Source organism: Croceivirga thetidis, assembly GCF_012272815.1.
Classification (GTDB): Bacteria; Bacteroidota; Bacteroidia; order Flavobacteriales; family Flavobacteriaceae; genus Croceivirga; species Croceivirga thetidis.
Map to the genome: position 1 here is coordinate 327,850 of NZ_JAAWWL010000001.1, position 26,628 is coordinate 354,477.

Consider the following 26,628-nt stretch of genomic DNA (forward strand, 5'->3'; position numbering starts at 1 on the left):
AAAAGCCCAGGATTGAAATCACCTGACGTCCCTTATTTAAACCAACTTGAATATTTAACATAATTATTCGCAATTCTGTCTATCTCTCCAGAACTTAATTCTATACTTACGTCTTTGAGCTTTTTGGCAGGCATACCCGCAAAAATTGTACCTGACGGCACCCTAGTACCTTTGGTAACAACAGCACCTGCGGCAATTATGGAATTACTTTCAATGATACAGTCATCCATGACAATAGCACCCATACCAATCAATACGTTATCATGAACAGTACAGCCATGTACAATTGCATTATGACCTATAGATACATTATTGCCAATATTGGATGGTGATTTTTGATAGGTACAATGAATAACTGCACCGTCTTGAACATTTACCTTGTTGCCCATTCTTATAAAATGCACGTCGCCTCGAATAACAGCATTGAACCAAACACTGCATTGATTACCCATAACAACATCACCAACAATCGTAGCGTTTTCGGCAATAAAGCAATCCTCACCAATTTGTGGGCCTTTACCATTAACAGCTTTAAGAATCATATGTACTATTTAAAGAAAGAAAGCAACAATGCTTTTTTGGTAGCTGATACCGACAATTCCTTTCCATTGGATAGAATTACGCTTCCACCTTTTCCCTTTTTGTATTTTACAACTTCGTTTATATTGACAAGATACGATTTATGAATTCTGGTAAAAGACTGGTCAGGTAAGGCTTCCTCGAAATATTTAAGTGTTTTACTCACAACAATTTTCCTTTCACCTAGATAAATTTCGGTGTAATTATCATCCGCCTTACAAAATAGGATCTCGTCAATATTCAATACCTGAAAACCAGATTGTAAGGGGATTGTAATCTTACCTTCCGGTTTTGCAATCTTTGGTTTCAGAACCTTATTTTCAAGGTTGGCTTCTTTTTCTCGTATTTCTTTGACGTAAGCAACGCCTTTGACCAATTCATCAATATTTATTGGCTTCATTAAATAATAAGCAGCATGATTGTTCAAAGCATCAATCGCATAATGATTGTAAGCGGTTACAAAAATGATTTCAAAATTACGTTCCGGTAGTTCATCCAATAAGTCGAAAGCATTACCAAAGGGCATCTCAACATCTAGGAAGACCAAATCAGGCTTGTTGGAATTAATTAGGTTTAGACCTTCTTTTATTGTCGCGGCCTCACCCATAATTTCAACATCCGAACAGTACTTATTCAGATAATTTCTGAGGATTTCTCGGCTATTAGCTTCATCTTCAACTATTATAGCTTTCAATTTCATTTGCAATTTTTAATATTGACCTTCTCAGTCTTTCTTTAAATATAAGGTAACCTTGGTTCCTGTTTTATCATCGTTTAAATCGGAAATGGAAACGTCGACCTTATTCTTGTACATTTCATTTAAAATCGCAACCCTTTTTTTGATATTACCCATACCCTTAGAACGTTGCTTCTTCTGATTTTTGGTTTTTAAGGCCGCCGATTTTTGCCTGCCAATTCCATTATCGGTAATTTCAATTTTCAAGATTTCAGGACTCACAGATTCCAGATTAATGTTCAAAAATCCCTTTTCTTCTTTGTAACGGAGTCCATGCCAGATTGAATTCTCGATGTAGGGCTGCAAAAGCATCGGTGGTATTTCAAATTCATCCATTCGAATTTTTTCATCCACATTTATATCATAATCAAACTTATCAGCGAAACGTGAATGCTCTAACTTCACATATAGCCGTAGTAATTCCAACTCTTTCGATAAAGGAATAAAATCCTCTTCCGAATTTTCAAGAACTGTACGCATTAAAATTGAAAATTCACTCAAGAACCTGTTGGCGCTTCGTTCATCATTTTTTGCTATGAAATTGTTTACAGAGTTTAGGGCATTAAAAATAAAATGAGGATTCATCTGAGATCGCAGTGACTTCAAAGCCAAAAGATTATTAGCCAATTGTTGCTGTTTGCTACTTCTATAGTAAAGAATTGCGGTTAATGCTGCCAAAATCAAACCAAACAATAGGGAATAGATAATTAGGCGCTGTCTTTTATTACTCTCTTCAAAAAGCTGTTGTTCAGTAACAGCTAAATCATATTTGCTCTGTGAAAGTTCACGTTCTTGTTCCAAGCTAGAAATTCTACTCTGTTTGGCTGCTATCTCATTATTCTGCCGAATAGCCCGAGAAATCTCTTGCTCTTTTCTTGAATATAACGTGTCAACCAATGCCACGTATTCTTGATAGGTCTCAAAAGCCTTTGCAAAATCCCCTTTGTATTTAAATACTTCAGAAAGTTTACGTGTAGCATCTTTTTGCACGGTGAGGTCTTCTTCAGAATCTGCTTCTACTATACTTCGCTGTAAATATGGTATTGCCTCATCTAATTTGTTTTGAGCAGCAAAGGCATTACCAATTTTATAATTAATGCGCTGTGTACTTATACTATCTGCGGGTTGTTCCCTATTCTTTTTGTTAGAAATAGCGGTTTTCTCAAGTTTCTTGAGTTCATTCAAACTGTTTTTGCGTTGCTGAATCTCAAGGTCAAAACGATTGGTGTTTCTATAGAAGTCAGCAACCTTCTCACTTTCTTGTATTGCCCTTTGCGGATTCTCTTTTTTCGAAAGCTCTAAAGAACTGTTGAAATAACCCTCGGCTTCAATTTGTCTATTTGCTGAGGCATAGGTTTCGGCAATTTTAGACGTTAAATCAGTTATTTTGGGAGTTATTTGATTCTTTTTGGCAATTCTTAGCCCCTCTTCATAAAACTCAAGCGCCACTTTCTTGTTGGCCTGCTCCATTTTTACATCACCTAACAATTCGTAAAGCTTTAATTTCTGATAAGGGACCATACTTTTTACATCCTGCAATTCCTTCAATGTTATTTCTGCTTCATCGACCTGATTATTCAATAAAAGCGCTTCACCCAAAAGCAGCTGGGTTAATATGGATTTATTTGAGTTTAAGGCCTCGTTTAAATTACTAATTGCTAAATCGTATTGCCCATGGTAGAGATAGATTTCACCCAAACTTGTTAATGATTTCGCCAATAAACGCTTGTTCGGGTTTTTACCTAAAATCGAAATTGATTGCGCAATAAAATCTATGCTCTTTTCGATGTTATCCTTTTTGTAATAATTGGCCGAATCCAAAAGTTGAACATGGTTGGCCTCACGTGATGTCCTGCCCTTCTGGGTAGGTCCATCATAGTCTTTAACCTCCAACCGAACATCTTCATCTGAAGTAATACGGTGACGCACGGTTTCAAAGTCTGAACTTTCAAAAATCAGCACATCACCAACTTTTGCCTTGATACTAAATTCCCCAAGTCCATCGGTGGCAGCGTAACTTCCTTGGTCAGTTGAAACGGAAACTCCTGCTATGGGAGCATATGTGTTTTGTTCGACAACAGAACCCTTCAAAACAAATTCGCTCCCTGTGGTGTTCTGGGCCGATAGTAATCCAAGGCTTAAACACCATAATAACAAAATGAAAATATGTTTTTTCACTACGTTCATCATAGTAAACATACTTCATTTCAAGGGTTCTAAAAAATTGAGTTGCGCCGAAAACCTCACCAAAAACCTTGGTTTAACCCAGTTAACTCATTAACAAATGAACTTCCCTAAGTGATAAAGCACATTCCCTCATTTACAGTTTTTTCAAAAATTACTCCACAATAGTTTTGGAGAGATATTAAAAACGAATTAGCATGAAAAACATTAAAAGAACTTTATTTTCAATAGTAACATCGGCTTCCCTTTTTATGGGTTATGCATGTAAACTTGAAACGACCAATAAAAAAGAACCTTTATTGGCACAAGCCATCCAACCAAAGGTTGAAAAAGACAACAAACAATATGTGAAAATTGCCCTACTACTCGATACTAGCAACAGTATGGATGGTCTTATGAATCAGGCTAAAGCACAACTTTGGGATATTGTTAATGAATTCACCTATGCCAAATGCGGAAATGAGTCCAGACCTGAATTGCAAATAGCATTATACGAATATGGCAATGACGACCTATCTTCAAGAGAAGGACATATTCGACAGGTTTTAGGTTTTAGTAAAGATTTGGATGAAATATCAGAAAAGTTGTTCTCTTTAACCACTAACGGAGGTGAAGAATTTTGTGGCCAAGTAATCAATACTTCATTAAGACAATTGGATTGGGGTAAAAATGCAGACGATTTAAAACTGATTTTTATTGCTGGCAACGAACCTTTCACACAAGGAAAATTAGATTACAGGGACGCCACCGCGCAAGCCAAAGAGAATGATGTTGTTGTCAATACCATTTTTTGTGGAAATTTTGACCAAGGAATAAATACCAATTGGAAGGACGGAGCACAGCGCACCGGAGGTGACTACATGGCTATAGACCATAACCAAGAAATAGCTTATGTAGCAACCCCTTATGATGATGCCATAATGAAACTGAACCAAAAATTAAATGGGACTTACATCGCTTATGGAAGCATCGGACAATCGAAATTGGCAGCACAAACAATGCAAGATTCAAATGCTTTTGAAATGGAAGAGGCAGTAGCCGTAAAACGAGCTGTAAGTAAGAGCTCAAGACTTTACAAAAATTCAACTTGGGACTTGGTTGATGCTGCAGAAGAAGATTCCGAAGTTATAGAACAACTTAAAGAAGATGAGTTACCTGAAGTACTCAAAGGAAAATCAAAAAAAGAAATCAAGGAATTTATTGCGACAAAAAAAGCAGAACGAATGAAGGTTCAAGAGGAAATTCAGTCGTTAAATACCAAACGTGAAGTATTCATCGCCGAACAACAACAAAATCAAAAAGGCGAACTTGAAAATGCCATGATAAAAGCAATTAGAAAGCAAGCTGAAAGGAGAAACTATAGCTGGGAGTAAGTAGTTTTTATTAGATAGAACCTGTTTGATTATTAAATCAGACAGGTTTTTTAATTAATAATTGGCTGCTGGGCAATAGCAGTCAAAACGATTTTGTCGCTGCTCTCCGAAATCATATCCTAGGGTGATTTGATGAAATCCACCATTATCAAAACGGATATCACCCGTTTGATAGGAATAGTTATAAGAGAACATGAATCGGTTAATGTTGACTCCTGCTATAGGGGTAAACAGATTTAATCGTTGCTCACCAAAAATGCCATTTTGTTGAAATTGAGCGCCATCGAAACTTCGTCGATATGACAGTCCTCCCCAAATTGTAGTTTTTTCATTTAGGTCACGATATACCTTTACGTTCGCATCGATGGTTTTTTCTTGAGTAAAATCGGTCATTTGAAAAAGAACTGAAGGTTCTAAACGCGTTGCTCCTTTTCCGAAAACATAACCTGCAGATAGTAAATAACGTCGTAGGTTGTCAAATTCGGCAGCCGTATACAAATCCCTTCCAGTTCCCAAAATATTGAGGACTGCAGCATGTGCATAAAATTCGAAAAAACTGTAGGATGCCCCCAAATCAAGATTAAAATAACTCGTTGTATTCTTAACACCAGTAACAACGGGATCAGGTATCACCGAACGGAACTCAGTTTCATCCAAACTGCTCAAGATAACCCCAACACTCATACCAAAAGAGAGCTGGTTTAAACTTCTAAAATCCCCTGATAAATTTAAATGATGGGCATAGGTGGTTTTAAAACCAACTTGTGAATGATATCCGTTTGAGTCATTGAATAAAATAGCTCCAACTCCACTTTTATCACCGACTCTAAAATGGCCATTCAAGGTTTGTAAACTCGGGGCTTCATCAACGTTGAACCATTGTTTCCTCGCTGTGAGACGAATTTTTCCACCTCCGCCAATACCGGCCATGGACGGATAAACCAAATAATAATTATCTGATAAATAATCAAAATATACAGGTATGCCCTCTTGGGCCCGCATCAAATTGGGCAGGACCGAGAACAATAGTAGCAGGGTAATAAGTAGCCTTTTCATATAGGTTTTGGGGTGGGGTTTAGCTGCAATGTTCAGTAAATGTTCTGAAACATAACGTTTTTCGTTTCGCAATATTATCCAATTCAGCAGCAAAATTTAGTTCGTATTTTTGCAAAAAAATTGTGATGAAGGAATTTAATATCACCACGGTTGAAACCGCCAATCCAAGTATATTAAAGTTTGAGGCCAACCATTTTTTGGTTAATTCAAACTATGAATATAAGAATATTGATGAAGCAAAAGATTCACCACTTGCCCAGCAGTTGTTTCACTTGCCTTTCGTAAAAACCGTCTACATATCAGGAAATTTTGTAGCTCTTGAACGTTATGATATTGTTAGTTGGAACGATGTTAAAGACGAAGTTGCCCAAAATTTAGTCGAATACCTTAATTCCGGAGGTGCTGTTGTTCAAGAAGATACGAACAAACCAACCCCAACCACGGTTTATGCCGAAGTAACCCCGAATCCCTCCGTAATGAAATATGTTGCAAACCGCATGTTGGTTCCGCAGACATTTGAATTCAAAAATATTGATGAGGCAAAAGATTCAAAATTGGCAACAGCGCTATTTCATTTTCCTTTTGTGAAAGAAGTTTTTTTTGATAACAATTATATCTCTATTACGAAATTCGATAGGGCAGAATGGGAAGAAATTTCAATGGAATTACGTGAATTCTTGAGAAACTATTTGAACGACGGCAAAGAAGTGGTTGATACTGCTTCTGCTGAAGCCAGCATAAATCTTACCGAACAAGTCCAGAATACTGAGAACTTGGACAAAACCTCTCAACAAATTGTTTCCATTTTAGACGAATATGTAAAACCAGCGGTTGCTTCAGATGGTGGCAATATCCTTTTCCAATCTTATGAAGAGGATTCCAAGACGGTAAATGTGATTTTGCAAGGAGCTTGTAGTGGTTGTCCATCGTCTACCTTTACCCTAAAGAATGGTATTGAAACCATGCTCAAGAACATGTTGGGCGAAAAAGTAAATCAAGTAGTCGCCATAAATGGTTAGTGGGAATTTCTTATATTCAAGAAATCATAAAGAACACTAATTATGGCAGTTTTAAAAGTAATTGAGATTTTGGCCAATTCCAGTAAGAGCTGGGAAGATGCCACTGACAACGCAGTTCAACAAGCTTCAAAGTCTTTGAAAAATATCCGTTCGGTTTATGTAAACGAACAAAGTGCAACGATTAAAGATGGTAAAGTAGATGAATACCGCGTAAACGTTAAAATTACCTTTGAAGTAGATTAAAATCGAAGTAAAAGTACTAATCTAGCGTCCTATTTAGGACGCTTTTTTTATACGTATGCATTTATCAAAACCCATCTTTCTAATCGCTTTACTTCTGTTAAGCGGATGTGCGCAAAAAAACAAAGAAATGGCCCATAAATACACCAATGCCCTAATTGAGGAAACCAGTCCATATTTATTGCAACACGCTCACAATCCAGTAAACTGGGAGGCATGGAATCCAAAAGTATTGGAAAGGGCAAAGAAGGAAAATAAACCATTATTGATAAGCATCGGATATGCTGCCTGTCACTGGTGCCATGTTATGGAACATGAATGTTTTGAAGACGAAGAAGTGGCCCAATATATGAACGATAATTTCGTGAATATTAAAATTGATCGAGAAGAGCGACCAGATGTCGATCAAATTTATATGGATGCCCTGCAGATGATGACCGGCAGTGGTGGCTGGCCATTGAATGTAATAACTACGCCTGATGGACGTCCGTTTTGGGGAGCAACCTACCTACCAAAAGACAATTGGTTGAAATCACTTAAAAGTCTAACCGAACTCTACAATAACGATCCTAAAAAAGTTGAGGAATATGCCTCAAACCTAGAAAACGGAATCAAACAAATAAATCTTTATGAGGTCAAAAAAAATTCAGGGTCTTTTTCAATAGACTCATTGAATGTTGCCGTTGACAAATGGTCTGGATTTTTTGATTCGTACTTGGGTGGATACAAACGAGCCCCAAAATTTCCGATGCCAAACAATCTTGATTTTTTGCTTCACTATGCTGTTTCCGAAAATGACAAGACTGTGCTAGAATATGTAAATACCTCTCTAACAAGAATGGCATTTGGCGGAATTTATGATCATGTAGGGGGTGGCTTTTCAAGATATGCTGTTGACACCAAATGGCATGTGCCACATTTTGAGAAAATGCTTTATGACAATGGTCAATTGGTCAGTTTGTATGCAAAGGCTTATGCCCATACCAAAAATCCTTTGTACAAAAAGGTTGTCGATGAAACTATCGCTTTCGTTAATGAAGAGCTTATAGATGACTCAGGTGGTTTTTACTCTTCATTGGATGCAGATAGTGAGAACGAAACAGGTGAGCTTGAAGAAGGTGCATTTTATGTTTGGAAGCAAGCTGAATTAGACTCTTTGCTGGGCAAAGAATACGCTGTCTTTGCCGATTACTTTAATATCAATTCTTATGGTCTATGGGAAGAGGGCAATTATGTGCTAATAAGGGATAAGTCAACGAATGAAATTGCGACTAAACATGAAATCTCGGTAGAACAACTGGAAAAAAGTATTTCCAATTCACTGTCTTTGCTGAAAAAAGTTAGATCCAATAGATCTGGTCCTAGGCTTGATGATAAAATTTTGACATCGTGGAATGGCCTAATGCTTCAAGGTCTTGTAGATGCCTATCGATATCTTGGCAATGAAGCCTATTTAGATATGGCATTAAAAAATGCGGTTTTCCTAAAGGAAAATTTGAAAAAACCAGATGGCGGACTTTTCAGAAACCATAAAGACGGAAGAAGCACCATCAATGCCTTTTTGGACGATTACGCAACGCTAATAGAAGCCTATATTTCACTCTATGAAGTGACTTTTGATATGGCTTGGTTGAATGAAGCAAAATCCTTAACTGAATACACCCTTGAACACTTCTTAGATGAGGATAGCCAGTTGTTCTTTTATACTTCAGATGAGGATGAAAAATTAATTCGCAGAAGTTTTGAAGTCAATGATAATGTCATTTCTGCTTCAAACTCAATAATGGCCAAAAATTTATTGCGACTACACAAATTGTTTTCTAAAGAGGGTTATGGTACTCAAGCTGAAACCATGTTATCTAATGTTCAATCGAATTTTTCTGAAAATGGCCAGGGATTTGCCAATTGGATGCATTTGGTATTGTTTAGCCAGAAAAACTTCTATGAAATTGCTGTGGTTGGACCTGATTATAAAAAGATGGGTGCTGAATTAGCTAAAAACTACATTCCGAACAGTATACTGGTCGGTACTGAAAAAGAAGATAATCTGGAGCTCCTTCAAAATCGGTTTAATGAGAGCCAAACCTTAATTTATGTATGTATTGAAGGCTCCTGTAAACTACCGGTTACTGAAATCGACCGTGCCTTAACACAGCTTTAATATCGCGGCACTAAGATTAACTTAAGTTTAAAAGTCATTTTTTGAACATAGATTGCAACTTTTTTAGGTTCGCAAAAATTTAGGAATGGATATAAACGAAGAATTGACGAAATACGAATCTTACATCGAAAAAGCAACAGAATGGGCCTGGGACTTTGCTCCCCATATTTTGTCGGCAATTGCCATATTTATCGTGGGAAGATGGGTTATAAAATTCTTAAACCGTCTGGTGCGAAAGTTTTTCGAAAAGAAAGATTATGACCCCACACTGGAAACATTTCTACAAAGCTTCATCAATATTGCCCTTAAAGTAATACTAGCGGTTTTAGTAGTAACCCAACTTGGCGTAAAAACATCTTCACTGGTCGCTATGATTGGTGCAGCTGGGCTTGCAATTGGTCTCGCCCTTCAAGGTTCTCTTGCAAATTTTGCTGGGGGCGTTCTTATTTTACTATTTAAACCTTTTAAAGTAGGGGATTGGATATCTGCCCAAGGTCTGGATGGTGCAGTAAAGGAAATTTCAATTTTTAATACAAAATTGACCACATTTGGCAATCAAATTGCGATTATCCCCAACGGACAATTGGCCAATGGGAATATCGTTAATTTCAATGCGCTACCCATACGACGTGAAAATTATAAGGTAGGAATCGGATACGGCTCAAATATCAAAACTGCCAAAGACATTTTATTGGACATTTGTGCTAAAGACGAACGGATATTAAAAGAACCGGTACCGGAAGTTTATGTAGATGGTTTAGGAGATAGTTCGGTTAACCTAACTTTACGCTTTTGGGCAAAAAATGAAGAATTTTGGCCAGCCCGTTTCGAGTTAATAGAGCAATCAAAATTACGTTTTGATGAAGCTGGAATAGAAATTCCATTTCCACAAAGGGTTATACATAATATGGGGGATGACTAAGATTTTTTCCCTCCAAGGATAAAATCCTTTAAATAATACGGTTCAAAATAGGCGACATCTTCAAAGTCGCCTTTTTTATGCTTTTGAAAAGCTAAGAATGCCATTTCTCTGCTTGAGGGAAAACTGCCAGTATTAAATTCTAGATTATCCAACGCAACAATTTCTCGACATTTTCCAGCTCCATTTCCAATGAGGTTAACCTTGGTGAAGGTATTGTATTTCGAGAATGAATTTTCATCGATTACCTCAGCCCTTGTTTCCCTAATTTCTTTTAATTTACTATTGTAAACTGCAGAATAAACTTCCATACGACGGGCGTCAAGCAACGGTATTATAACTTCATTGTCTTCAACTTTCAATTGGTTGGCTAAAATTTCTAAGGTGGGAACGGAAATTAATGGAATATCCAGTGAAAAACTTAGTCCTTTAGCAGCTGAAACTCCAATTCGAAGCCCAGTATAAGAACCTGGACCTTTACTTACTGCAATAGCATCCAAATCATTAAATCTTATGGAGCCTTCTTTCAACACTTCCTCAATATATATATGGAGTTGCTCTGAATGGATATAGTTTTCGGTATTACGCTCCTTTATTAGAGTTGGTTCACCATCAATTGAAAGACAAACTGAACAATTTGTGGTAGCCGTTTCCAAGCATAGAATTTTAGCCATGTAACAAAGATAACCCAACAAAAAAACCTGTCCAGTTTATGACCGGACAGGTTCTTTCTTAAAAGTATATTTTCTTTAGTCTAGGCTAATGGGAATTCCAAAATAAAATTCAAGAATCTTTAACCTAAAAATGTAATCATACTTCGTTCTTATTACATCTGCCTCTGCATTGTCTACCCGGGCCTGTGCTTGTTGAAAATCAAATGCATTCATAAGACCAACATCATATCTTTCCTTAGCATACTCGTAAGCCAACCTTCTTGCCTCTTGGGTCTTTTGAGCTGCTTCGTAAGCCTTTCTAAAAGTAGTGACATCAACGTAAGCCTGTTGAACAGTTGCCTCCAAAGCAAGCTTATCCTGTTCAAATTGCAATTTGGTACGCTCCAACGAAATTTTTGAGCGCTTCACATTGTTTCGAGTGCTCCAACCATTAAAAATTGGCACGCTTAACTGCGCTCCATATGAAATACCATCGAAAATCCAAAGCTGGTCGGTAAAGCTAGGGGTAAATGGCACTCCAGTCACTGGGTCAGGTAATTGGGTAACATCTGAATAACGTGTACCATAGTTGAAGAAAGCTCCAATGGTAGGTAAATAAGCTCCTTTGGAAATTTCCAAGTCCTTTTCAGCTAAAGCTACATTCGCTTCAGAAAGTTTTATGTCATTACGGAACTCCATTGCTTTTGCAAAAATAGACTTGGCAGAGTTGCTCAAGATATCTGAAGGAGGTACATCAAAATCCTCATCGGCTATATCAAAATTTTCGTAATCCGTAATTTGTAACAATTGCGCAAGATTGACTTTTGCAATAGTCACTAAACTCTCTCCGTTAACTATCTGCTGTTCTTGAGTAGCGGCGGTAGCTTCAATTTCCAATAAATCGCCCCTTGGCACAACACCAGATTCTACCAACTCTTTGGTTCGCTCTAAATCTTGTTCTGTTACGGCAAATTGAGCCTTGAAAACCTTCACCTGTTCTATATTCGATACAACTTGCAAATAAGCATTAGCTACATTCAAACGTATATCATCTTTCAAATCGTCAAGTCTATACTGACTGGCAATGGCATTCATCTCTGCCCGTTGAAGTTGTTTTACATTTCGCAAACCATCAAACAGTGTTACGTTAGAACTAAAACCACCATTAACATTAAATGCCGTTTGATTTGTGGGCAAGTTATTCGTAGGATTAATCGAGAAACCCGTATTACTTGAAACACTCGCCGAACCGTTCAAATTTGGCAATAGATTTCCTACTGCATCAGACTTGTCAATTTTAGCTGTTTCCAAATCGAGTGCAAACTGCTCAATTGTCAGATTGTTTTCTACAGCGTAGATTACACATTCTTCTAAAGTCCATTTTTTGACCTGTGCGTTTGTTGTAAGCCCGACAAGGACCAACAACAATAAGATTCTATACTTCATTCGTTTTTTGATTTTTTGGTTGAACTTGGTTATTCAGCATTTTCTCCATCACCTTCTTCCTCATCACCTATTTTGATAGGTTCTGTCTTATTCCATTGTTTTATGTCATCGTCCTCCTCAAGACCTGAAACAATTTCTACGTTGATACCGTCAGAAATACCGATTTCAATATCTCGACGTTCGAATTGTTGCTCACCTGTAGCAACCTCAACATAAGGCTTATTTGTATCACGATCAAATTGCAATAATGCTTCTGGTATTACCATGATGCTATCTTTTTTCTCAAGAGTAAGAGAGGCATTTGCACTGTAGCCTGCCCTAATCAAGAAGTCATCATTGACATCAACGTCACCTTCTATTTTGAACTTTACGGCTCCGGCTTCCTCAACACCTTTTGGGGCTATAAATTTTAGCTTTGCACTTAGCTCTTTGTCTTCAACAGCACCAAGTGTAATGGTCAATGGCATTCCAACAGCTAGTTTTCCAACTTCTCCTTCATCCACTTGACCTTCAAAAATCATCTTCCCTAAATCTGCAATTGATGCGATTGTTGTACCGTCATTGAAATTATTACTTTGAATAACCTGATCACCTTCTTCAACTGGAATTTCAAGAATAGTACCGTTCACCGTTGCACGTATATAAGTGTTTGCACTAGAAGATCCTCCGGCGGAACCACGTAGAATAATTTGATAATCATTCTGAGCATTCTCAACTTCCAATTTCGCCTGATTAAAGGTTAATTGAATATTCTGAAAATCTTGCGCTGAAACAACTCCTTTATCAAACAAGGTCTTGTTTCTATTATAATCCAACTCAGCGTTGCTAAGGGCAACTTTCGCATTGTTAACACGACCTCTTGCTTGATAAAGTGCTTGCTCATTAGGAACAACCTTAATTGTGGCGATTAACTCCCCTGCCTTTACAGTCGCTCCTTCTTCCAAATATATCTTGTCAATAATACCGGATATCTGAGGTTTGATTTCGATTTCATCTTCTGGTATGACCTTACCGGTGGCAACCGTTTTCATTTCAATTGAAGAAATGAAGGGTTTAAAGGTTTCATATTCGGTAATGGATTGGCTGTTGCTTTTAATAAAGAACGAAGCGGCCCAAAGCGCACCCAAGACCAACAGTCCGATTAATGTCCATTTAACGTATTTGTTCATTGTTCTGATTATTTAGTTTCTTATTTAGTTCTTGTGTTATTCTTCTCTTAGGGCATCAATTGGTCGAATGCTCACAGCTCGTTGAGCTGGTATCATTCCTATTAATAATCCTAAAATTATCATGAGTGCCAATGAACCCAAAACATAAGGTATTGGTACTGTTGGATTTGTATATGGGAAATCTCCACTTCCACTTGTCAGCATATCAATGAATTTAAGGGTCAAAGCACCGAAGATTATTCCAATGATGCCTGCCAACAAGGTCAAGACCAATGCTTCTATTATGATTTGATTTCGTACTTCTGCCGGGGTAGCCCCCATGGCCCTGCGCACACCCAATTCTTTGGTACGCTCCTTGACCGAAATCAATAAGATATTCCCAATTCCAACCACACCTGCAAGAATACAGGCAACGCCCACGACTAATGAAAGGAAAATCATTCCACTAGAGAATCCAAATATCTTATTGAAAGCTTCCCCAAGATTGAATGAACCAATAGCCTTTTCATCTTGAGGGTGGGTTCTATGGATTCTTCTTAACGTCGCCTTGATGTCCTTTTCAACTTCAACCACATTTGCATCATCATAGGCTGCAATGGTGAACCAAGACACATTATCTCCAGAATTGTAAAGTTTTCTATAAGTGGTAAATGGAATAAAAATATCGGAATCGTTATCAAAAGGTCCTCCTCCAGCAAATTTGTGAACGCCAACTACTTGAAAATTTACATCATCAATTTCGATATAACCCCCAATAGGTTCTTCATCTTCATCAAATAATTCGCGTTGGGTACGTTCACCAATTACACAAACCTTGCGTTCTTGTTTAATATCATCATCATTTATAAACCGACCACCATCGTAAATGCGTTTCGTCGCTATTTTAGTAAAATCTGGAAAGTCACCAAAAACCGAATAATTACCAGATTTTAAACCTCTTGAGATAACCCCTGGATTTGAACCGAAAATACCCCTCACATTTCTAGGTGCGATGGCCTCAATTTCAGGTATCTGCTTTTTTAAAACCTCTGCGTCACCAAGCTTAAGTTGGATTTGACGTCCGGTCTTAAAACCGCTATAGGGCATGCTGGTCTGCTGGGCCCATACGAACATGCTATTACGGGCAATAGTCTTAAATTCTCGTTCAAAACCATTTTCCAATCCGTTTGCCGCACCTGATAAACCTATGTAAATATATATACCTATGAATACCCCAATCATGGTCAAAAACGTACGAAGTTTGTTTTTTCGAATCGATTGAAAAACTTCTATCCAGGTATCTCTGTCCAATAATTGTTTCATCTTATTCGTCTCTTAGTGCTACAATAGGTTTTATACGAGCAGCCCTTCTAGCTGGCACATAGGCAGCAATGGCACCGCAAATAATCAACAGAATGGTTACAAACACTGCCAGACCTGAATCAATACCAGGTTTGGTAATAAAGTAGTCATCCTTAAGTGTATCTCCCGAAATTGCGTTTAGGACAATTATCCCGATTAACATGCCTAAAAATCCAAAAATCGCAGTAATAAAAATGGATTCAAGCATAATACCGCTAGTAATAACACGAGGTGTTGCACCCATTGCCTTACGGATGCCTATTTCCTTAGTGCGTTCTTTAACTACAAACACCATTATATTGCTAATACCGATTACACCAGAAATAATTACAGCAAATGCAATCCCTGAAATAATCCATTGAAGGGCCCCAGCAAACTGCTGATTTTGTTTTAATTGATCGGCAACATTGTTGATAAAGATTCCTCTTGGATCTTTTGGACTAATGACCTTTCGTTGCCGCATGAAGGCATCAAGTCTACGTTGAAAATCCATGGCACCCGAATACCCTATTGATTCTTTAAATCCGATTACTATTTGATTCAAGTTATCATTATTACCTTCTATAAGTTGTCTTGTCGTAAAAGGAATGTAGATATAGCGTTCTTCGTTGTCACCCCCTTCATCTTGGTAAACACCAACCACCCTAAAAACACTTTCACCCAAGGCAATGTACTCGCCAATAGGATCATCGCCTTTGAACAAGTCTTTTTCGACCATTCTACCAATAACAGCAACTTTAGTTTTATCGCGTACATCTTTATTATTGATATAGCGACCCTTCATAAGTACGTTCTTTTCTGCATACTGCATACCAGGTCCAACACCCCTATTCGAATAGTTGTCAGATTCGTTCTTGTAGGTAACATCACCCCCATTATTAATTTGTGGGGTCATGTAATCTATAAATGGTGCAAACTCTTTGGCAATAGCATCTAAATCTTCATTTTTAAATTCAATTCGACGCTTAGCTTTGTAACCTCCGTAAGGAATTGTGGTTTCAGAAGGGTAAACACGGAGTATATTAACAGCATCCCGGCCAAAAAATTCAGCAAAGGTATTTTGCAACCCATTACCCATTCCGAATAAGGTGACGAAAATGATAATACCCAAGGCAACGGTAAAACCGGTCAAAAAGGTCCTGAGCTTGTTTTTGCCCATGGCCTCGAATATTTCTTTCCATGTATCCCTACTGAACATACTGTGAAGCTCTTACCTGTTCTATTTTTTCGTCTTTTTCGATAACCCCATCCCTTAGATGAACAATGCGCTTACACATTTGGGCAATATCTTCTTCGTGGGTAACGACCAAAATTGTATTGCCCTCGTCATTGATATTCTGAATTAGGTCCATTACCTCATAAGAGGTTTTACTATCCAAAGCACCTGTTAACTCATCGGCCAAAAGAACCTTTGGTTCGGCAGCCATCGCCCTAGCTACAGCAACACGTTGCTTTTGACCACCTGAAAGCTCATTCGGTAAATGATGTGCCCACTCTTTGAGACCAACTCTTTCTAAATATTGCAACGCCTTTTCTTGACGTTGTTTTCTCGGCATGCGCTGGTAATATAAGGGCAAGGCAACATTCTCAATAGCATTCTTATAATTGATAAGATTGAACGATTGAAAGATGAAACCCAAAAACTTGTTTCTATATTGGGCAGCTTTGGTTTCGCTTAAATCTTTAATTGGCACACCATCAAGAATGTATTCTCCAGAATCAGCTTCGTCGAGCATACCTAAAATATTTAAAAGCGTAGACTTGCCTGAACCCGATGAGCCCATAATGGCAACCAATTCCCCTTTTTCTATGGAAAAGTTTAATCCTTTTAAAACGTGAAGCGAATTGCTTCCCATTTTATAAGACTTGTGAAGATCTTTGATTTCTATCATGATGGTTAATTAGCTATTTGGAAAACTGGTTCCCGTAGTTTGACTGTTAAGTTGTTAAATTGTTACAACTTATGATTAAAAGTTTTGTTAAATAAAAAGAAGCTAGGGTTATGGGTTAGTAGCACTATTCACCCATATCGCCCTCGGCCTTGTTCCAAATCTTGATTTCGTCTTCTTCACTAACTCCAGATTTGATTTCAACGAAAATTCCGTCGCTTATACCAAGCTCGATATCCCTACGCTCAAATTCTTGCTCTCCCTTCGATATCTCCACAAAGGGTTCTTTCGTTTCCTCATCAAATTGGACTAAAGCCTCTTTAACTGCAAGAACACTATCCGCCCTAGCCAATATTATACTAGCATTGGCACTTAAACCTGCTCTTATAAAGGTGGTATCTTGTTTTTTAAGGGTACCTTTTATTTCAAATTGAATGGCGCCATTTTCTTCTACACCCTTTGGCGCAATGTAATCCAGGACAGCTTCAAAGACCTGATTTTCAATAGCGCCAACAGTGATTTCCAACGGTAGGTCTTCTTTAATTTTACCTACTTCAGATTCGTCAACTTTACCTTCGAAAATCATTCGTTCAACATCTGCAATCGAAGCTATAGTTGTACCCTCATTGAAGTTATTACTTTCAATGACCTGATTACCCTTTTCAACGGGAACATCTAGTATCATTCCACTTACAGTCGATCGAATCAAGGTATTCGCTTGATTCCCATATCCCCTCGCAGTACCGGTTTTAATGATATCAAAGCGCTGATTGGCCGCATTATAAGTTTGTTTTGCTTGATTGTAAGCTACCTCGGCCGTTTCTAAATCAGCCTTCGAAATAACTCCCTTTTCAAAAATCTTTAATTGACGGTCATAATTTCTTTTCTGGTTTTCAACGTCTATTCTTGCCCTTTCTATGGCATCTCTAGCATCATTTAAAGCACTCAAATTCGGTACTACTTTAATCTTGGCCAAAAGATCCCCTGTTTTGACATAATCACCACCCTCCACATACACTTCTTCAATTACCCCAGATATATTTGGTTTAATCAAAACCTCTTCTAACGGTAAGATACTACCTGTTGCAACGGCCTTATTAATTATGGTTTGTTTACTTGGTGTCTCAGTCTCATAAACAACAGGGTCCTCATTGTTTTTCTGATACAAATAATATAGTGAGCCTCCAAAGGCAAGAACAATCACTATTAAGATTATAATGGTTACAGATTTTTTCATTTTAGTTATTTTGTTTTGATTGATTTAATTTATTCAGTTCGCAGCGCATCAATTGGGCGGAGTCTTATAGCGCTATTTGCAGGTATGAATCCGGCCAATAATCCTGAAATAACAAGAATTGTCATTGCACTTAATACAACTGTTAGACTAACCGTTGGATTTAAGAACATATCAACTGGACCGGTACTATCCAATATGGCGTTAATGGCATAGATTACCAGAGACCCAAATACGATTCCGACCATTCCAGCTATAAGCGTTAAGGTAATCGACTCCATTAAAACTTGCATTTTAATGGACCATGGCGATTCTCCCAAAGCCCTACGAATTCCTATTTCTTTTGTTCTCTCCTTAACCACAATCAGCATAATATTACTTACCCCGATTATTCCAGAAATCAAGACCAAAGTACCTACTATTATAGCAATCCATCTCATTGCTGTAAAAAGGCTTTCAACCCGATTGTATTGTTCAAATAAATCAAAATAGCCAACTGCACGTTCATCATCAGGATGAATTCTTCTGCTTTGCTTTACTGTATTTACAATACCTTCAACCTTATCGGAAATGGATTGCCCATCATGAGCAGTAATTGCCATCCAACCAACGTTATCAGCTCTATTGAATGCCTGTGAAAATGCTGTGAATGGAACGAATATCTGTCGTTCGGCATTTTGTCCGTCTCCATTGTTGGATTTCTCCTTATAGGTACCTACGACCATGAAATTGACCCCTTCAATTCTAATGTACGCTCCAAGAAAATCTTCATCGTCTTCAAATAGGTCTTGTCTAACACCGTCACCTATTACGGCAATCTTTCGTTTTTTGTCAATATCACTGTGGTTAATAAACCTTCCTTGATGAACGTAGATTGAATTCTGTTGTAGAATTTCTGGGTAATCACCAAAAATTCGATATGACCCACTTTCTGTTTTATAGAATACATTATCACCTTGGCCACGTGCCGCATTTCTTGGAGATATAATTTTTAGACCAGGAACATTATCCCGGATTAACTGAACGTCTTTTAACTTGAAATTATAACGCCTTCCTTCAGGTAACCCGTCATAAGACATTGTTGTGGTCTGCGTCCACATGAACATAGTATTGGTGGCAACACCACTAAAATCAGCTTTAATTCCATTTTCCAATCCTTTGCCAGCAGCCAATAACAAAATGAGTATAAATATGCCCCAAATAACACCGAAAGCGGTCAAAAAGGTTCTGAACCAATTTTTCGTCAGCACCTCAAGAATTTCTTTCCAACGATCTCTATTAAACATATTATTCGTCTCTTAAGGCATTAATTACTTGAATATTTGCTGCTCGCCACGCGGGTACAAATCCGGCTAATGTTCCTGCACCTACTAAGACAAGGACAGTTGTAAATGCAACATTGAAATTAACAGAAGGGTTAACTACATAATCTATTTCGACATTCGGACCAACTATTTCCAAAAGGCCCATACTAAAAATTAGTCCGGCAAAACCTGATAAAGCAGTCACAAAAATCGCTTCCTGAAGAATCATCCCAACAATGAACCATGGTTTGGCCCCTAATGCCTTTCGAATTCCTATTTCACGTGTTCGCTCTTTTACAACAATGAGCATAATGTTACTTACACCAACAACGCCAGCAATTATGGTACAAACCCCAACGAACCAAAAGAAGAATTTTATGTTTCCAGTTAAAGCATAGTATCGCTTAGCCTCTTCAATCGGATTCCAGATATGAATTGCCCTTGTATCTTCTGGTGAGACTCCGTGAACACTCTGCAGATAGGTGCGTATTTCGTCTTCAAATGCCAATGAGGAAGCAACCGTTTCATTTAGCGTTTCCTTCTCTGGTAACATAAAGGTCAAGTTGCTGATTCTGTCCCCACCATTAAATGCCAATTGAGCAGTGGTTAATGGAATCCAAATACGTTCCTCCTCTCCTTCATCATCTCCACTAACTTCGCTGTATACACCAACTATTTTAAACCCCGCTCCTGAAATATTTAAATATTCCCCTATCGGTGTATCCAATTCGCTAAAAACCTCACGTTGTATTTTATCGCTTATGACAGCAACTTTGGCATTTTCTTGTAAATCATTTTTATTGATGAACCTGCCCTCGACAATGTATTGGTTCTCGATTAATTGCATATCATCAGTAGTACCAATAACACGATAGACGATTAAATCGTTTTTGTATAAAACTTGTATATCGCTTGGGAAATAAAATGTGGAAGCTTTTTCAAATTCCACACCAAGTGAATTATTTATGTAATTGAGGTTTTCGTTACGAAGTTGGACTCGCCTCCCAGGATTAAGACCATTGTACGCTATTGTCGTTCTTCCTGGCCATACCCACATAGAAGTTGCTGCATCACCTTTAAATTCTTTTTCAATACCATTTTGCATTCCTTGGCCGAAGCCCAAAAGAATAACGAGAATAAAAATACCAGAGGCAACAGATAGTCCGGTGAGGAAGGTTCTTAGCTTATTTTTTCGAATAGTATCGAAAATTTCTTGCCATCTTTCGATGTCGAACATTGAGGGTCGGTTTGATGATTGATGAATAGATTCTTATTCATTAGACTATAAAAAATTTCATTTGTTACACATTTCGGCAAAAAAAATCGACCCTTACGATTTCATGCGCTTGTAAACAAAGTAAAATACAGCTCCAACCAAGAGGTATGGTATAGCCATGAGGTATACAATACCATTATTTACACCTTCGGCTTGACTATTGTCAGCTTCACTTTCTAGCGCAGCCCTGCACATGGCACATTGTGCCTCTGCAATGCTTGGAAAGACCAACAAGACAATCAATAGAATGAGGAGTACCTTTTTATGCATAATAAGGGGAAATCATTACATACACCACAACCCCGGTAATAGCAACATAAAGCCAAATTGGAAATGTGTATTTGGCCCACCTCTTGTGTGCAATAAAGTCCTTTAAATATGATTTACTGTATGTGATTAATACTAAAGGAATAACTGCGATGGACAACGTTATATGGGAAAATAGAATGAAGTAGTATACATATCTAATGCTGCCTTCCCCACCAAAAGGTGTCGGGTCTGAGGTCATGTGGTACGCAACATACATAACCAAAAATAGAACCGATAGTACAATACAAGAGGTCATTAGCCTTGCATGCAATTTTTGTTTACCACCCTTAATCGCAATTAAAGCAGAAATCAAAAGAATTGCGGTCAAGGCGTTTGTAGTTGCATAAATCGGAGGTAAAAATGAAAGTGGTTCAGCGTCTGGAATTTTATATCCGAACAATAGGGCAACAACAGCCGGGATTGCTATCGAAAGGACAGTTATAAATCTCTTAATCTTTTTTTCATCTTTAATTGTTGCTTCCATAACTACTCAGCTAATAGTTTTTTAATGTCTTCTTTTAAAATGGTTATCTGTTGAGCTTCACCTTCATCATTTACACCTTGTGATTCTGTTATAGTTCCTTTATAATAAATGAGTGGATTACCAAATTTATCTGTGCGTGAGCGTAGGAAACCTTTTTTATCTACCAAAGCGAATAATCCTGAATGTTCAAATCCACCGGCCACAGTCGAATCTTCCTGTGTGTACATATAAAATCCTTCATTGGAAAGCTTATATAAATCCTCCTTTTTACCAGTTAGAAAATTCCAATTTGTCGTATTGATATTATAACCTTCGGCGTATGCTTTTAGCTTTGATACCGTGTCCCTTTTAGGGTCTATGGTAAAGGAAGTGATGAAAAAATCCTCATCTTGGATACTCTGCTGAACCGCTTTGAGGTTTTTGGTCATTATTGGGCAAATGGTAGGACACGATGTGAAGAAAAAATCTACTACATAAACTTTTCCCAATAAGTCCTTATTTGAAACCAGAATGCTGTCTTGATTCAAAAACTCAAAATCTGGGACCCGTCTTTTTTTACCATTATTGACTAAAAAATCAAGGTCTTTCAAAACCACTCCCGAGACTCTATCATTTTCAACAATGGTATTACCCTTGATTCGCTCAACAATTCTTGGCACAACGATAACACCAAAAATCAAAATGATCAATGAAATCCATATATAGGCATATTTCTTTCCCTTATTTGCTCCTTGTGGCATTGTTCTTTTTTAATGCGAGTCTATATTCGGCCAATATGATTTTCACATCATCTTCCATTTTATTGTTGAGTTCAGCAACTGAGTTGGTATTAAAACCATATTTGATTCCTTCATCGTCATCATTGTTCCTACCTCGAAGATTTCGATTTTTATCAATGATGAACACGTATGGTGTGCCGTAGTCTTCTTCTAAAGTGATATTAGTGCCCAAACCATCGAATAATTTTTCGATTTGGTCGACTTCTGCAAATACAAATTTCCATTTAGAGATATCGACCAATTCACTAAGTTCTTTAGTCAAATTTTCCACAGCCTTTTCTGTTCCTTTAGGAACAAGCATAACGGTTTGAAAATCTTTGAACTCGTAAAAACGTTTGTATATTTTCTGATTGAGATTTAGCGCATTTGTTTGTCTTAAATCAACATTTTGCCCCAAAAAACCGAGAATCGTTATTTTATCTTGCAGCTGAACTTCAGAACCTAAAACTTGTATTTCGTTGGTTGATTCAGTTAAAATTGGGAGTCGTCCAAAATTATTTACACCAGATGCAAAGAATAAATAAGCTACAAGTGGAAGTACAAAAAGTACTACCAAAACGAAGACCTTTTTCATAGGAAAAGAAACTTTACAAAAATAAAAAAGACGGTTCGAAAACCGTCTTTTAAAGTTGTTAATGCTTTCTTAGAAATTCCATGCTAAGAAGCCATTCTTAAAAACATCGTAGATGTACGTAGCTTCAAAAAGCAGTATGGTTATCAAATAAACAACCAGGAATATAGGAGTCCAAACAATGGCCCTCCTTAATGAGGATTTTTCGTCGCGAAGGTGCATAAAATCCCAAGATATGTAATAGGCTTTAACCAAGGTCAGAATTATGAAAATCCAGTTGAGCAATTTCATATCCAAAAAGTAGGTTTTGGTCAAAAATTCCGGTTTTACAATACCCAATCCTACTTCAATAGCTGTTACAAAAGTTAAAAAAGCCAATACGCCCCAAATTTTTTGGACGTTACTTTTGAACTTCCATAAGCCCCTAAAAATCTCTAATTTATGTTCGTGTGCCATTTATTCTTTTTAAAAGATTTTAGAAAATAGTATTTAGACGAGATAGAAAAATGTGAATACAAATACCCAAACCAAATCTACAAAGTGCCAATACAAACCAACTTTTTCAACCATTTCATAGTGCCCGCGCTTCTCGTAGGTACCTAATATTACATTGAAGAAAATTATGACGTTTATTACAACACCAGAGAATACGTGAAATCCATGGAATCCGGTAATAAAGAAGAAAAAGTCAGCGAACAATCGACTACCGTATTCGTTTCGTATCAAGTTTGCTCCTTCAACGACGCGAACAGCGTCACTCAAACGACCAAGTGACTGTTCACGATTTAATAATGTTTTTTCACCATCTTCATTAATGGTTTCTGTGCGAATCAAAATGTTTGGATTTGCCTTGAAACCTTCCAATACTTCGTTTAGGGAAAAAGAGGTTTTATATCCTTCAGACTCATACCACACACCTTCAGAAGCAAGGTGTTTTACACGTTCTTCTGGCAATGCCGTTGTAAAATCTGCCAATGCAGCTCGTTCACCTGTCTCGGCATTTACAAATTGAAGTATTCTACCACCTTTTGTTTCTAGGGCTCCATAATCGCCTTTGATAAAAGTCGCCCATTCCCAAGCTTGTGAACCAACGAATATGGCACCTCCTATAATAGTTGCAAATAAATACCAGATAACTGCATTTTGCTTCATTTTATGACCTGCATCAACGGCTAATACCATCGTTACAGAAGACATAATCAGTATGAAGGTCATAAACGCCACATATATCATTGGATAATTACCATGGAAGAACGGAACGTGGGTAAAAACTTCATCAGCAATTGGCCAAGTTTCAATAAACTTGAATCTTGAAAAACCATATGCACATAGAAACCCTGAAAAAGAAAGGGCATCTGAAACCAAGAAAAACCACATCATTAGTTTCCCGTAGCTCGCTCCTAAGGGTCTGTTACCCCCGTCCCAAACGTTTTCTTCTGAACCGGCAGTTACCGTTGTATCCATAGATTATAAGCGTTTTAGTAAAATTTTAGCAAATTTAAGGCATTGTGTCTTATTCCTAAAGCCATTCCGCTATGAAAACTTTTTTGATTTCAAATTATTTTACGAAATACATAAATAGAATAAGGTAAATCCATAAAAAGTCGAGAAAATGCCAGAACGTCTCCCCTAATTCAAAACCCAACATATTTTCCGGGCTGTATTTTCCTCGAACCTGATTGAACAATACCACCAATAGTGAAATAAGTCCAGCAACCACATGTAAAATGTGCACAAAGGCAATCAAGAAAACGTACGACATTTTAATATTGCTAGTCGGGCCCGTAAAGTAATATCCACTTGATAACATTTGCGAGAATCCGTAAAACTGCAACACTATAAAACCAACCCCTAATACCAAGGTGGCAATTAAAAAGAAGGTTGTATTCTTTTGTTCATCTTTCTGTAGTGCCTTACGTGCCAAGAGGTAAGTTATACTGCTTACTACAATTATTGCAGTACTTATAAAAAATGCCTGAGGCAACTGAATATCAGAAAGCCAATCTTCTCTTTTACTACTTACAATGTAAGCACTGGTCCAGCCTGCAAAAGCCATAATTAAACTAACGATGCCAAACCAAAGCATCATTTTCTTAGACCTTCTTCTTTTTTGTTCGTCTGTTCCTTGGGTTAAATCCATCCTACAATCATTTTATCAAAAACATATACCAATTGTACCAAAGTAATGTAGCTGACACTAGCCAACATTAAATTTCTTGCCGCCTTATTCGTACGCTTTTCATATAATTTAAAGGCAAAAATCAACATTACCATTCCCATAACAAATACCAGAATTGCTGCTGGTATGGAGAGTATTAAATTTCCTGTAAATCCGAATACCGGCATTATGGAAATAACCAGCATCCAAATGGTGTACAATATGATTTGAAATGCTGTACCCGTATCTTTTTTACCTGTCGGCAACATTTTAAATCCACCTTTTTTGTAGTCCTCATCCAACATCCATCCCAATGCCCAGAAATGAGGAAACTGCCAAAAAAACTGTATCATAAATAAAGTTCCAGGTTCTATTCCGAACTCATTCGTTGCCGCAACCCATCCCAACATAAATGGAATGGCACCTGGTATTGCCCCAACAAATACAGCTAGTGGTGTTTTCGTTTTTAGAGGGGTATAAACACAAGCGTATAAAAAAATGGATAGGGCAGCAAAAAATGCAGTTTTCGGATTCAAAGCATATAAAGATGCGACACCACCAATGGTCAATACTATAGCCAAAATCAAAGCTACTAATGGCGAAACACGGCCGGCAGGAATCGGTCGGTTTTTGGTACGCTTCATCAACACATCCAAATCCCGCTCAATGATTTGATTGTAAATATTTGAAGCTCCAACCATGCAATAACCACCAAAGGCCAAGAAAAGTAATGAAGAAGCTTGAACTTGTTCAGCTCCAAGAAAATAGCCGGCAATAGAGGAAAACACGACACTAACTGCCAACCGTACTTTTGTCAGTTCTTTAAAGTCTGTGAATGTTATGGGCAATTGAAATGAATTTGTGCTTACTGCAGTCGGCATCAACGTGCTTTAATTGGGCTGCAAAGATAAACTTGAATCGCCTTTCTTGCAATACAGTTGGATAAAAGAAAAGCCCTAGCTTTTCAACTAGGGCTTCATATCTTTTCTAAGACTAGATTTTTATTGCAACTTAAAGGTGATTGGGATACTAAATGGAACTTTAACCGCTCTACCTCTTTGTTTACCTGGCGTCATTTTAGGAAGCTTTTGAATGATTCGCATTGCTTCAGCTTCTAAATTTTTATCTGGCCCACGCATTCTGATGTTTCCGATACTACCGTCTTTCTGAATGGTAAACATTACACTAACACGACCTTGAACACCCATTTCTTGAGCAATCTCTGGGTAACGGAAATTCTTACGAATGTGCTTTTGCATCATTTCTTGAAAGCACTGCTTTTTATTGCTAGCACCCTCGCATCCAGGAAATACCGGAACATCTTCAATAACTGCAAAAGGTACCGTCAAATCTTCATCGATATCTTCAACCTCAACGTCTTCAACTTCCATAACCTCTTCTTCCTGACTGGTCTCTGTAGACTCGATTACGGTTTCCTCTACTTCTTCTTCATCTTCAACAACCTCAATAACTTCTGGAGCTGCTGGTGGAGGTGGTGGAGGTGGTGTCTTTATTTGTTCTGTCATTGGAACTTCTTCATCCAATTGGTCCTCTACGTTCAACGCTATATCATAGTCGTTTGACTCATCATATTTCTTCCACTCCAATCCTTGCCAAACCAAGAACATTACCAAGGCAAGCCCGATGACAAAGTATAGTCCGCTGTTTCTTCCTACATCCGCTTTAGGATTCTTTTTAAGTTCCATATCTATTTTTGATTTTAGTCTGGGTCTAATTTAACCAATAAT

The 26,628-nt window shown here is 37.7% G+C and carries 27 protein-coding genes; 5 read left to right on the forward strand and 22 right to left on the reverse strand.

All coding sequences use genetic code 11. From position 1 onward, the window contains the following. Window positions 1-32 precede the first annotated feature (32 nt). The 3 genes from HCU67_RS01475 to HCU67_RS01485 are packed head-to-tail and all read right to left on the reverse strand — an operon-like array spanning window position 33 to window position 3,505. On the reverse strand, window positions 33-542 hold the full coding sequence (locus tag HCU67_RS01475; protein ID WP_168550836.1) for a gamma carbonic anhydrase family protein: 510 nt from the start codon (window positions 540-542) through the stop codon (window positions 33-35). Window positions 543-547: 5 nt separating this feature from the next. Then, window positions 548-1,279 carry a LytR/AlgR family response regulator transcription factor gene (locus HCU67_RS01480; protein WP_168550837.1) on the reverse strand — a complete coding sequence of 244 codons (732 nt, stop codon included), beginning with the start codon at window positions 1,277-1,279 and terminating at the stop codon, window positions 548-550. Window positions 1,280-1,303: 24 nt separating this feature from the next. After that, window positions 1,304-3,505, reverse strand: coding sequence for a histidine kinase (locus tag HCU67_RS01485; RefSeq protein WP_246865683.1), 2,202 nt, complete (start codon window positions 3,503-3,505; stop codon window positions 1,304-1,306). 191 nt (window positions 3,506-3,696) lie between these two features. On the opposite strand from HCU67_RS01485, the gene HCU67_RS01490 reads away from it, so the two are divergent. Then, a complete protein-coding gene (locus HCU67_RS01490; protein ID WP_168550838.1) occupies window positions 3,697-4,872 on the forward strand; it encodes a vWA domain-containing protein in 1,176 nt (391 codons plus the stop codon). 54 nt (window positions 4,873-4,926) lie between these two features. Here the strand turns inward: HCU67_RS01490 and HCU67_RS01495 are convergent, their stop codons facing one another. Continuing rightward, window positions 4,927-5,928: a PorP/SprF family type IX secretion system membrane protein gene (locus tag HCU67_RS01495; RefSeq protein ID WP_168550839.1), complete on the reverse strand. Its 1,002-nt coding sequence runs from the start codon at window positions 5,926-5,928 to the stop codon at window positions 4,927-4,929. A gap of 125 nt (window positions 5,929-6,053) precedes the next feature. Between HCU67_RS01495 and HCU67_RS01500 the strand changes: the two genes are divergently transcribed. From HCU67_RS01500 to HCU67_RS01515, 4 genes are all read left to right on the forward strand, one after another. Next, window positions 6,054-6,947: a NifU family protein gene (locus HCU67_RS01500; RefSeq protein WP_168550840.1), complete on the forward strand. Its 894-nt coding sequence runs from the start codon at window positions 6,054-6,056 to the stop codon at window positions 6,945-6,947. A 42-nt stretch (window positions 6,948-6,989) separates the two neighbouring features. Continuing rightward, window positions 6,990-7,190, forward strand: coding sequence for a dodecin family protein (locus tag HCU67_RS01505; protein WP_168550841.1), 201 nt, complete (start codon window positions 6,990-6,992; stop codon window positions 7,188-7,190). Window positions 7,191-7,317: 127 nt separating this feature from the next. After that, window positions 7,318-9,348 (forward strand): thioredoxin domain-containing protein, encoded by a 2,031-nt coding sequence (locus HCU67_RS01510; RefSeq protein ID WP_168550842.1) that lies wholly within the window; start codon window positions 7,318-7,320, stop codon window positions 9,346-9,348. Window positions 9,349-9,433: 85 nt separating this feature from the next. Next, window positions 9,434-10,270 (forward strand): mechanosensitive ion channel family protein, encoded by an 837-nt coding sequence (locus HCU67_RS01515; RefSeq protein ID WP_168550843.1) that lies wholly within the window; start codon window positions 9,434-9,436, stop codon window positions 10,268-10,270. On the opposite strand, the gene tsaB is transcribed toward HCU67_RS01515, so the two are convergent. The 18 genes from tsaB to HCU67_RS01605 all read right to left on the reverse strand — a co-directional run bounded on the left by tsaB (window position 10,267) and on the right by HCU67_RS01605 (window position 26,586). After that, entirely contained in the window at window positions 10,267-10,941 is a 675-nt protein-coding gene (gene tsaB / locus HCU67_RS01520) for a tRNA (adenosine(37)-N6)-threonylcarbamoyltransferase complex dimerization subunit type 1 TsaB (protein ID WP_168550844.1), read from the reverse strand. The two genes, HCU67_RS01515 and tsaB, sit on opposite strands and share 4 nt — an antisense overlap. A 75-nt stretch (window positions 10,942-11,016) precedes the next feature. Next, on the reverse strand, window positions 11,017-12,366 hold the full coding sequence (locus tag HCU67_RS01525) for a TolC family protein (protein WP_168550845.1): 1,350 nt from the start codon (window positions 12,364-12,366) through the stop codon (window positions 11,017-11,019). Between the two features lie 29 nt (window positions 12,367-12,395). Beyond that, window positions 12,396-13,535 carry an efflux RND transporter periplasmic adaptor subunit gene (locus HCU67_RS01530; protein ID WP_168550846.1) on the reverse strand — a complete coding sequence of 380 codons (1,140 nt, stop codon included), beginning with the start codon at window positions 13,533-13,535 and terminating at the stop codon, window positions 12,396-12,398. Between the two features lie 36 nt (window positions 13,536-13,571). Beyond that, window positions 13,572-14,837, reverse strand: a complete 1,266-nt coding sequence (locus HCU67_RS01535; protein ID WP_168550847.1) for an ABC transporter permease — start codon at window positions 14,835-14,837, stop codon at window positions 13,572-13,574. Between the two features lies 1 nt (window position 14,838). Next, window positions 14,839-16,074: an ABC transporter permease gene (locus tag HCU67_RS01540; protein WP_168550848.1), complete on the reverse strand. Its 1,236-nt coding sequence runs from the start codon at window positions 16,072-16,074 to the stop codon at window positions 14,839-14,841. Further along, a complete protein-coding gene (locus tag HCU67_RS01545; RefSeq protein ID WP_168550849.1) occupies window positions 16,064-16,768 on the reverse strand; it encodes an ABC transporter ATP-binding protein in 705 nt (234 codons plus the stop codon). Before HCU67_RS01545 ends, HCU67_RS01540 begins: the two co-directional genes overlap by 11 nt. A gap of 124 nt (window positions 16,769-16,892) precedes the next feature. Continuing rightward, window positions 16,893-18,002: an efflux RND transporter periplasmic adaptor subunit gene (locus HCU67_RS01550; RefSeq protein WP_168550850.1), complete on the reverse strand. Its 1,110-nt coding sequence runs from the start codon at window positions 18,000-18,002 to the stop codon at window positions 16,893-16,895. A 29-nt stretch (window positions 18,003-18,031) separates the two neighbouring features. Next, window positions 18,032-19,285 (reverse strand): ABC transporter permease, encoded by a 1,254-nt coding sequence (locus tag HCU67_RS01555; protein WP_168550851.1) that lies wholly within the window; start codon window positions 19,283-19,285, stop codon window positions 18,032-18,034. Window position 19,286: 1 nt separating this feature from the next. Next, a complete protein-coding gene (locus HCU67_RS01560; protein ID WP_168550852.1) occupies window positions 19,287-20,540 on the reverse strand; it encodes an ABC transporter permease in 1,254 nt (417 codons plus the stop codon). A 93-nt stretch (window positions 20,541-20,633) separates the two neighbouring features. After that, window positions 20,634-20,849 carry a hypothetical protein gene (locus HCU67_RS01565; RefSeq protein ID WP_168550853.1) on the reverse strand — a complete coding sequence of 72 codons (216 nt, stop codon included), beginning with the start codon at window positions 20,847-20,849 and terminating at the stop codon, window positions 20,634-20,636. Next, window positions 20,842-21,372, reverse strand: coding sequence for a DUF420 domain-containing protein (locus HCU67_RS01570; protein ID WP_168550854.1), 531 nt, complete (start codon window positions 21,370-21,372; stop codon window positions 20,842-20,844). Before HCU67_RS01570 ends, HCU67_RS01565 begins: the two co-directional genes overlap by 8 nt. Before the next feature lie 2 nt (window positions 21,373-21,374). Continuing rightward, window positions 21,375-22,112, reverse strand: coding sequence for an SCO family protein (locus HCU67_RS01575; protein WP_168550855.1), 738 nt, complete (start codon window positions 22,110-22,112; stop codon window positions 21,375-21,377). Further along, complete coding sequence (locus HCU67_RS01580) at window positions 22,093-22,725, reverse strand: hypothetical protein (RefSeq protein WP_168550856.1); 633 nt, start codon at window positions 22,723-22,725, stop codon at window positions 22,093-22,095. The genes HCU67_RS01575 and HCU67_RS01580 overlap by 20 nt, the downstream gene beginning before the upstream one ends. 69 nt (window positions 22,726-22,794) lie before the next feature. After that, complete coding sequence (locus tag HCU67_RS01585) at window positions 22,795-23,178, reverse strand: cytochrome C oxidase subunit IV family protein (RefSeq protein ID WP_168550857.1); 384 nt, start codon at window positions 23,176-23,178, stop codon at window positions 22,795-22,797. A gap of 33 nt (window positions 23,179-23,211) precedes the next feature. Further along, on the reverse strand, window positions 23,212-24,186 hold the full coding sequence (locus HCU67_RS01590) for a cytochrome c oxidase subunit 3 (RefSeq protein WP_168550858.1): 975 nt from the start codon (window positions 24,184-24,186) through the stop codon (window positions 23,212-23,214). 94 nt (window positions 24,187-24,280) lie between these two features. Then, window positions 24,281-24,862 carry a cytochrome c oxidase subunit 3 gene (locus tag HCU67_RS01595; protein ID WP_168550859.1) on the reverse strand — a complete coding sequence of 194 codons (582 nt, stop codon included), beginning with the start codon at window positions 24,860-24,862 and terminating at the stop codon, window positions 24,281-24,283. Beyond that, on the reverse strand, window positions 24,853-25,761 hold the full coding sequence (cyoE, locus tag HCU67_RS01600) for a heme o synthase (RefSeq protein WP_168550860.1): 909 nt from the start codon (window positions 25,759-25,761) through the stop codon (window positions 24,853-24,855). Before cyoE ends, HCU67_RS01595 begins: the two co-directional genes overlap by 10 nt. A 120-nt stretch (window positions 25,762-25,881) precedes the next feature. Further along, the gene (locus HCU67_RS01605) at window positions 25,882-26,586 is read right to left on the reverse strand and encodes an energy transducer TonB (protein WP_168550861.1); all 705 of its coding nucleotides are present in this window, start codon (window positions 26,584-26,586) and stop codon (window positions 25,882-25,884) included. Window positions 26,587-26,628: the final 42 nt, after the last annotated feature.

Coding starts and splice junctions, on each gene's coding strand:
- HCU67_RS01475 (WP_168550836.1), bottom strand. CDS start 542: ATGATTCTTAAAGCTGTTAATGGTAAAGGCCCACAAATTGGTGAGGAT.
- HCU67_RS01480 (WP_168550837.1), bottom strand. CDS start 1,279: ATGAAATTGAAAGCTATAATAGTTGAAGATGAAGCTAATAGCCGAGAA.
- HCU67_RS01485 (WP_246865683.1), bottom strand. CDS start 3,505: ATGATGAACGTAGTGAAAAAACATATTTTCATTTTGTTATTATGGTGT.
- HCU67_RS01490 (WP_168550838.1), top strand. CDS start 3,697: ATGAAAAACATTAAAAGAACTTTATTTTCAATAGTAACATCGGCTTCC.
- HCU67_RS01495 (WP_168550839.1), bottom strand. CDS start 5,928: ATGAAAAGGCTACTTATTACCCTGCTACTATTGTTCTCGGTCCTGCCC.
- HCU67_RS01500 (WP_168550840.1), top strand. CDS start 6,054: ATGAAGGAATTTAATATCACCACGGTTGAAACCGCCAATCCAAGTATA.
- HCU67_RS01505 (WP_168550841.1), top strand. CDS start 6,990: ATGGCAGTTTTAAAAGTAATTGAGATTTTGGCCAATTCCAGTAAGAGC.
- HCU67_RS01510 (WP_168550842.1), top strand. CDS start 7,318: ATGGCCCATAAATACACCAATGCCCTAATTGAGGAAACCAGTCCATAT.
- HCU67_RS01515 (WP_168550843.1), top strand. CDS start 9,434: ATGGATATAAACGAAGAATTGACGAAATACGAATCTTACATCGAAAAA.
- tsaB (WP_168550844.1), bottom strand. CDS start 10,941: ATGGCTAAAATTCTATGCTTGGAAACGGCTACCACAAATTGTTCAGTT.
- HCU67_RS01525 (WP_168550845.1), bottom strand. CDS start 12,366: ATGAAGTATAGAATCTTATTGTTGTTGGTCCTTGTCGGGCTTACAACA.
- HCU67_RS01530 (WP_168550846.1), bottom strand. CDS start 13,535: ATGAACAAATACGTTAAATGGACATTAATCGGACTGTTGGTCTTGGGT.
- HCU67_RS01535 (WP_168550847.1), bottom strand. CDS start 14,837: ATGAAACAATTATTGGACAGAGATACCTGGATAGAAGTTTTTCAATCG.
- HCU67_RS01540 (WP_168550848.1), bottom strand. CDS start 16,074: ATGTTCAGTAGGGATACATGGAAAGAAATATTCGAGGCCATGGGCAAA.
- HCU67_RS01545 (WP_168550849.1), bottom strand. CDS start 16,768: ATGATAGAAATCAAAGATCTTCACAAGTCTTATAAAATGGGAAGCAAT.
- HCU67_RS01550 (WP_168550850.1), bottom strand. CDS start 18,002: ATGAAAAAATCTGTAACCATTATAATCTTAATAGTGATTGTTCTTGCC.
- HCU67_RS01555 (WP_168550851.1), bottom strand. CDS start 19,285: ATGTTTAATAGAGATCGTTGGAAAGAAATTCTTGAGGTGCTGACGAAA.
- HCU67_RS01560 (WP_168550852.1), bottom strand. CDS start 20,540: ATGTTCGACATCGAAAGATGGCAAGAAATTTTCGATACTATTCGAAAA.
- HCU67_RS01565 (WP_168550853.1), bottom strand. CDS start 20,849: ATGCATAAAAAGGTACTCCTCATTCTATTGATTGTCTTGTTGGTCTTT.
- HCU67_RS01570 (WP_168550854.1), bottom strand. CDS start 21,372: ATGGAAGCAACAATTAAAGATGAAAAAAAGATTAAGAGATTTATAACT.
- HCU67_RS01575 (WP_168550855.1), bottom strand. CDS start 22,112: ATGCCACAAGGAGCAAATAAGGGAAAGAAATATGCCTATATATGGATT.
- HCU67_RS01580 (WP_168550856.1), bottom strand. CDS start 22,725: ATGAAAAAGGTCTTCGTTTTGGTAGTACTTTTTGTACTTCCACTTGTA.
- HCU67_RS01585 (WP_168550857.1), bottom strand. CDS start 23,178: ATGGCACACGAACATAAATTAGAGATTTTTAGGGGCTTATGGAAGTTC.
- HCU67_RS01590 (WP_168550858.1), bottom strand. CDS start 24,186: ATGGATACAACGGTAACTGCCGGTTCAGAAGAAAACGTTTGGGACGGG.
- HCU67_RS01595 (WP_168550859.1), bottom strand. CDS start 24,862: ATGGATTTAACCCAAGGAACAGACGAACAAAAAAGAAGAAGGTCTAAG.
- cyoE (WP_168550860.1), bottom strand. CDS start 25,761: ATGCCGACTGCAGTAAGCACAAATTCATTTCAATTGCCCATAACATTC.
- HCU67_RS01605 (WP_168550861.1), bottom strand. CDS start 26,586: ATGGAACTTAAAAAGAATCCTAAAGCGGATGTAGGAAGAAACAGCGGA.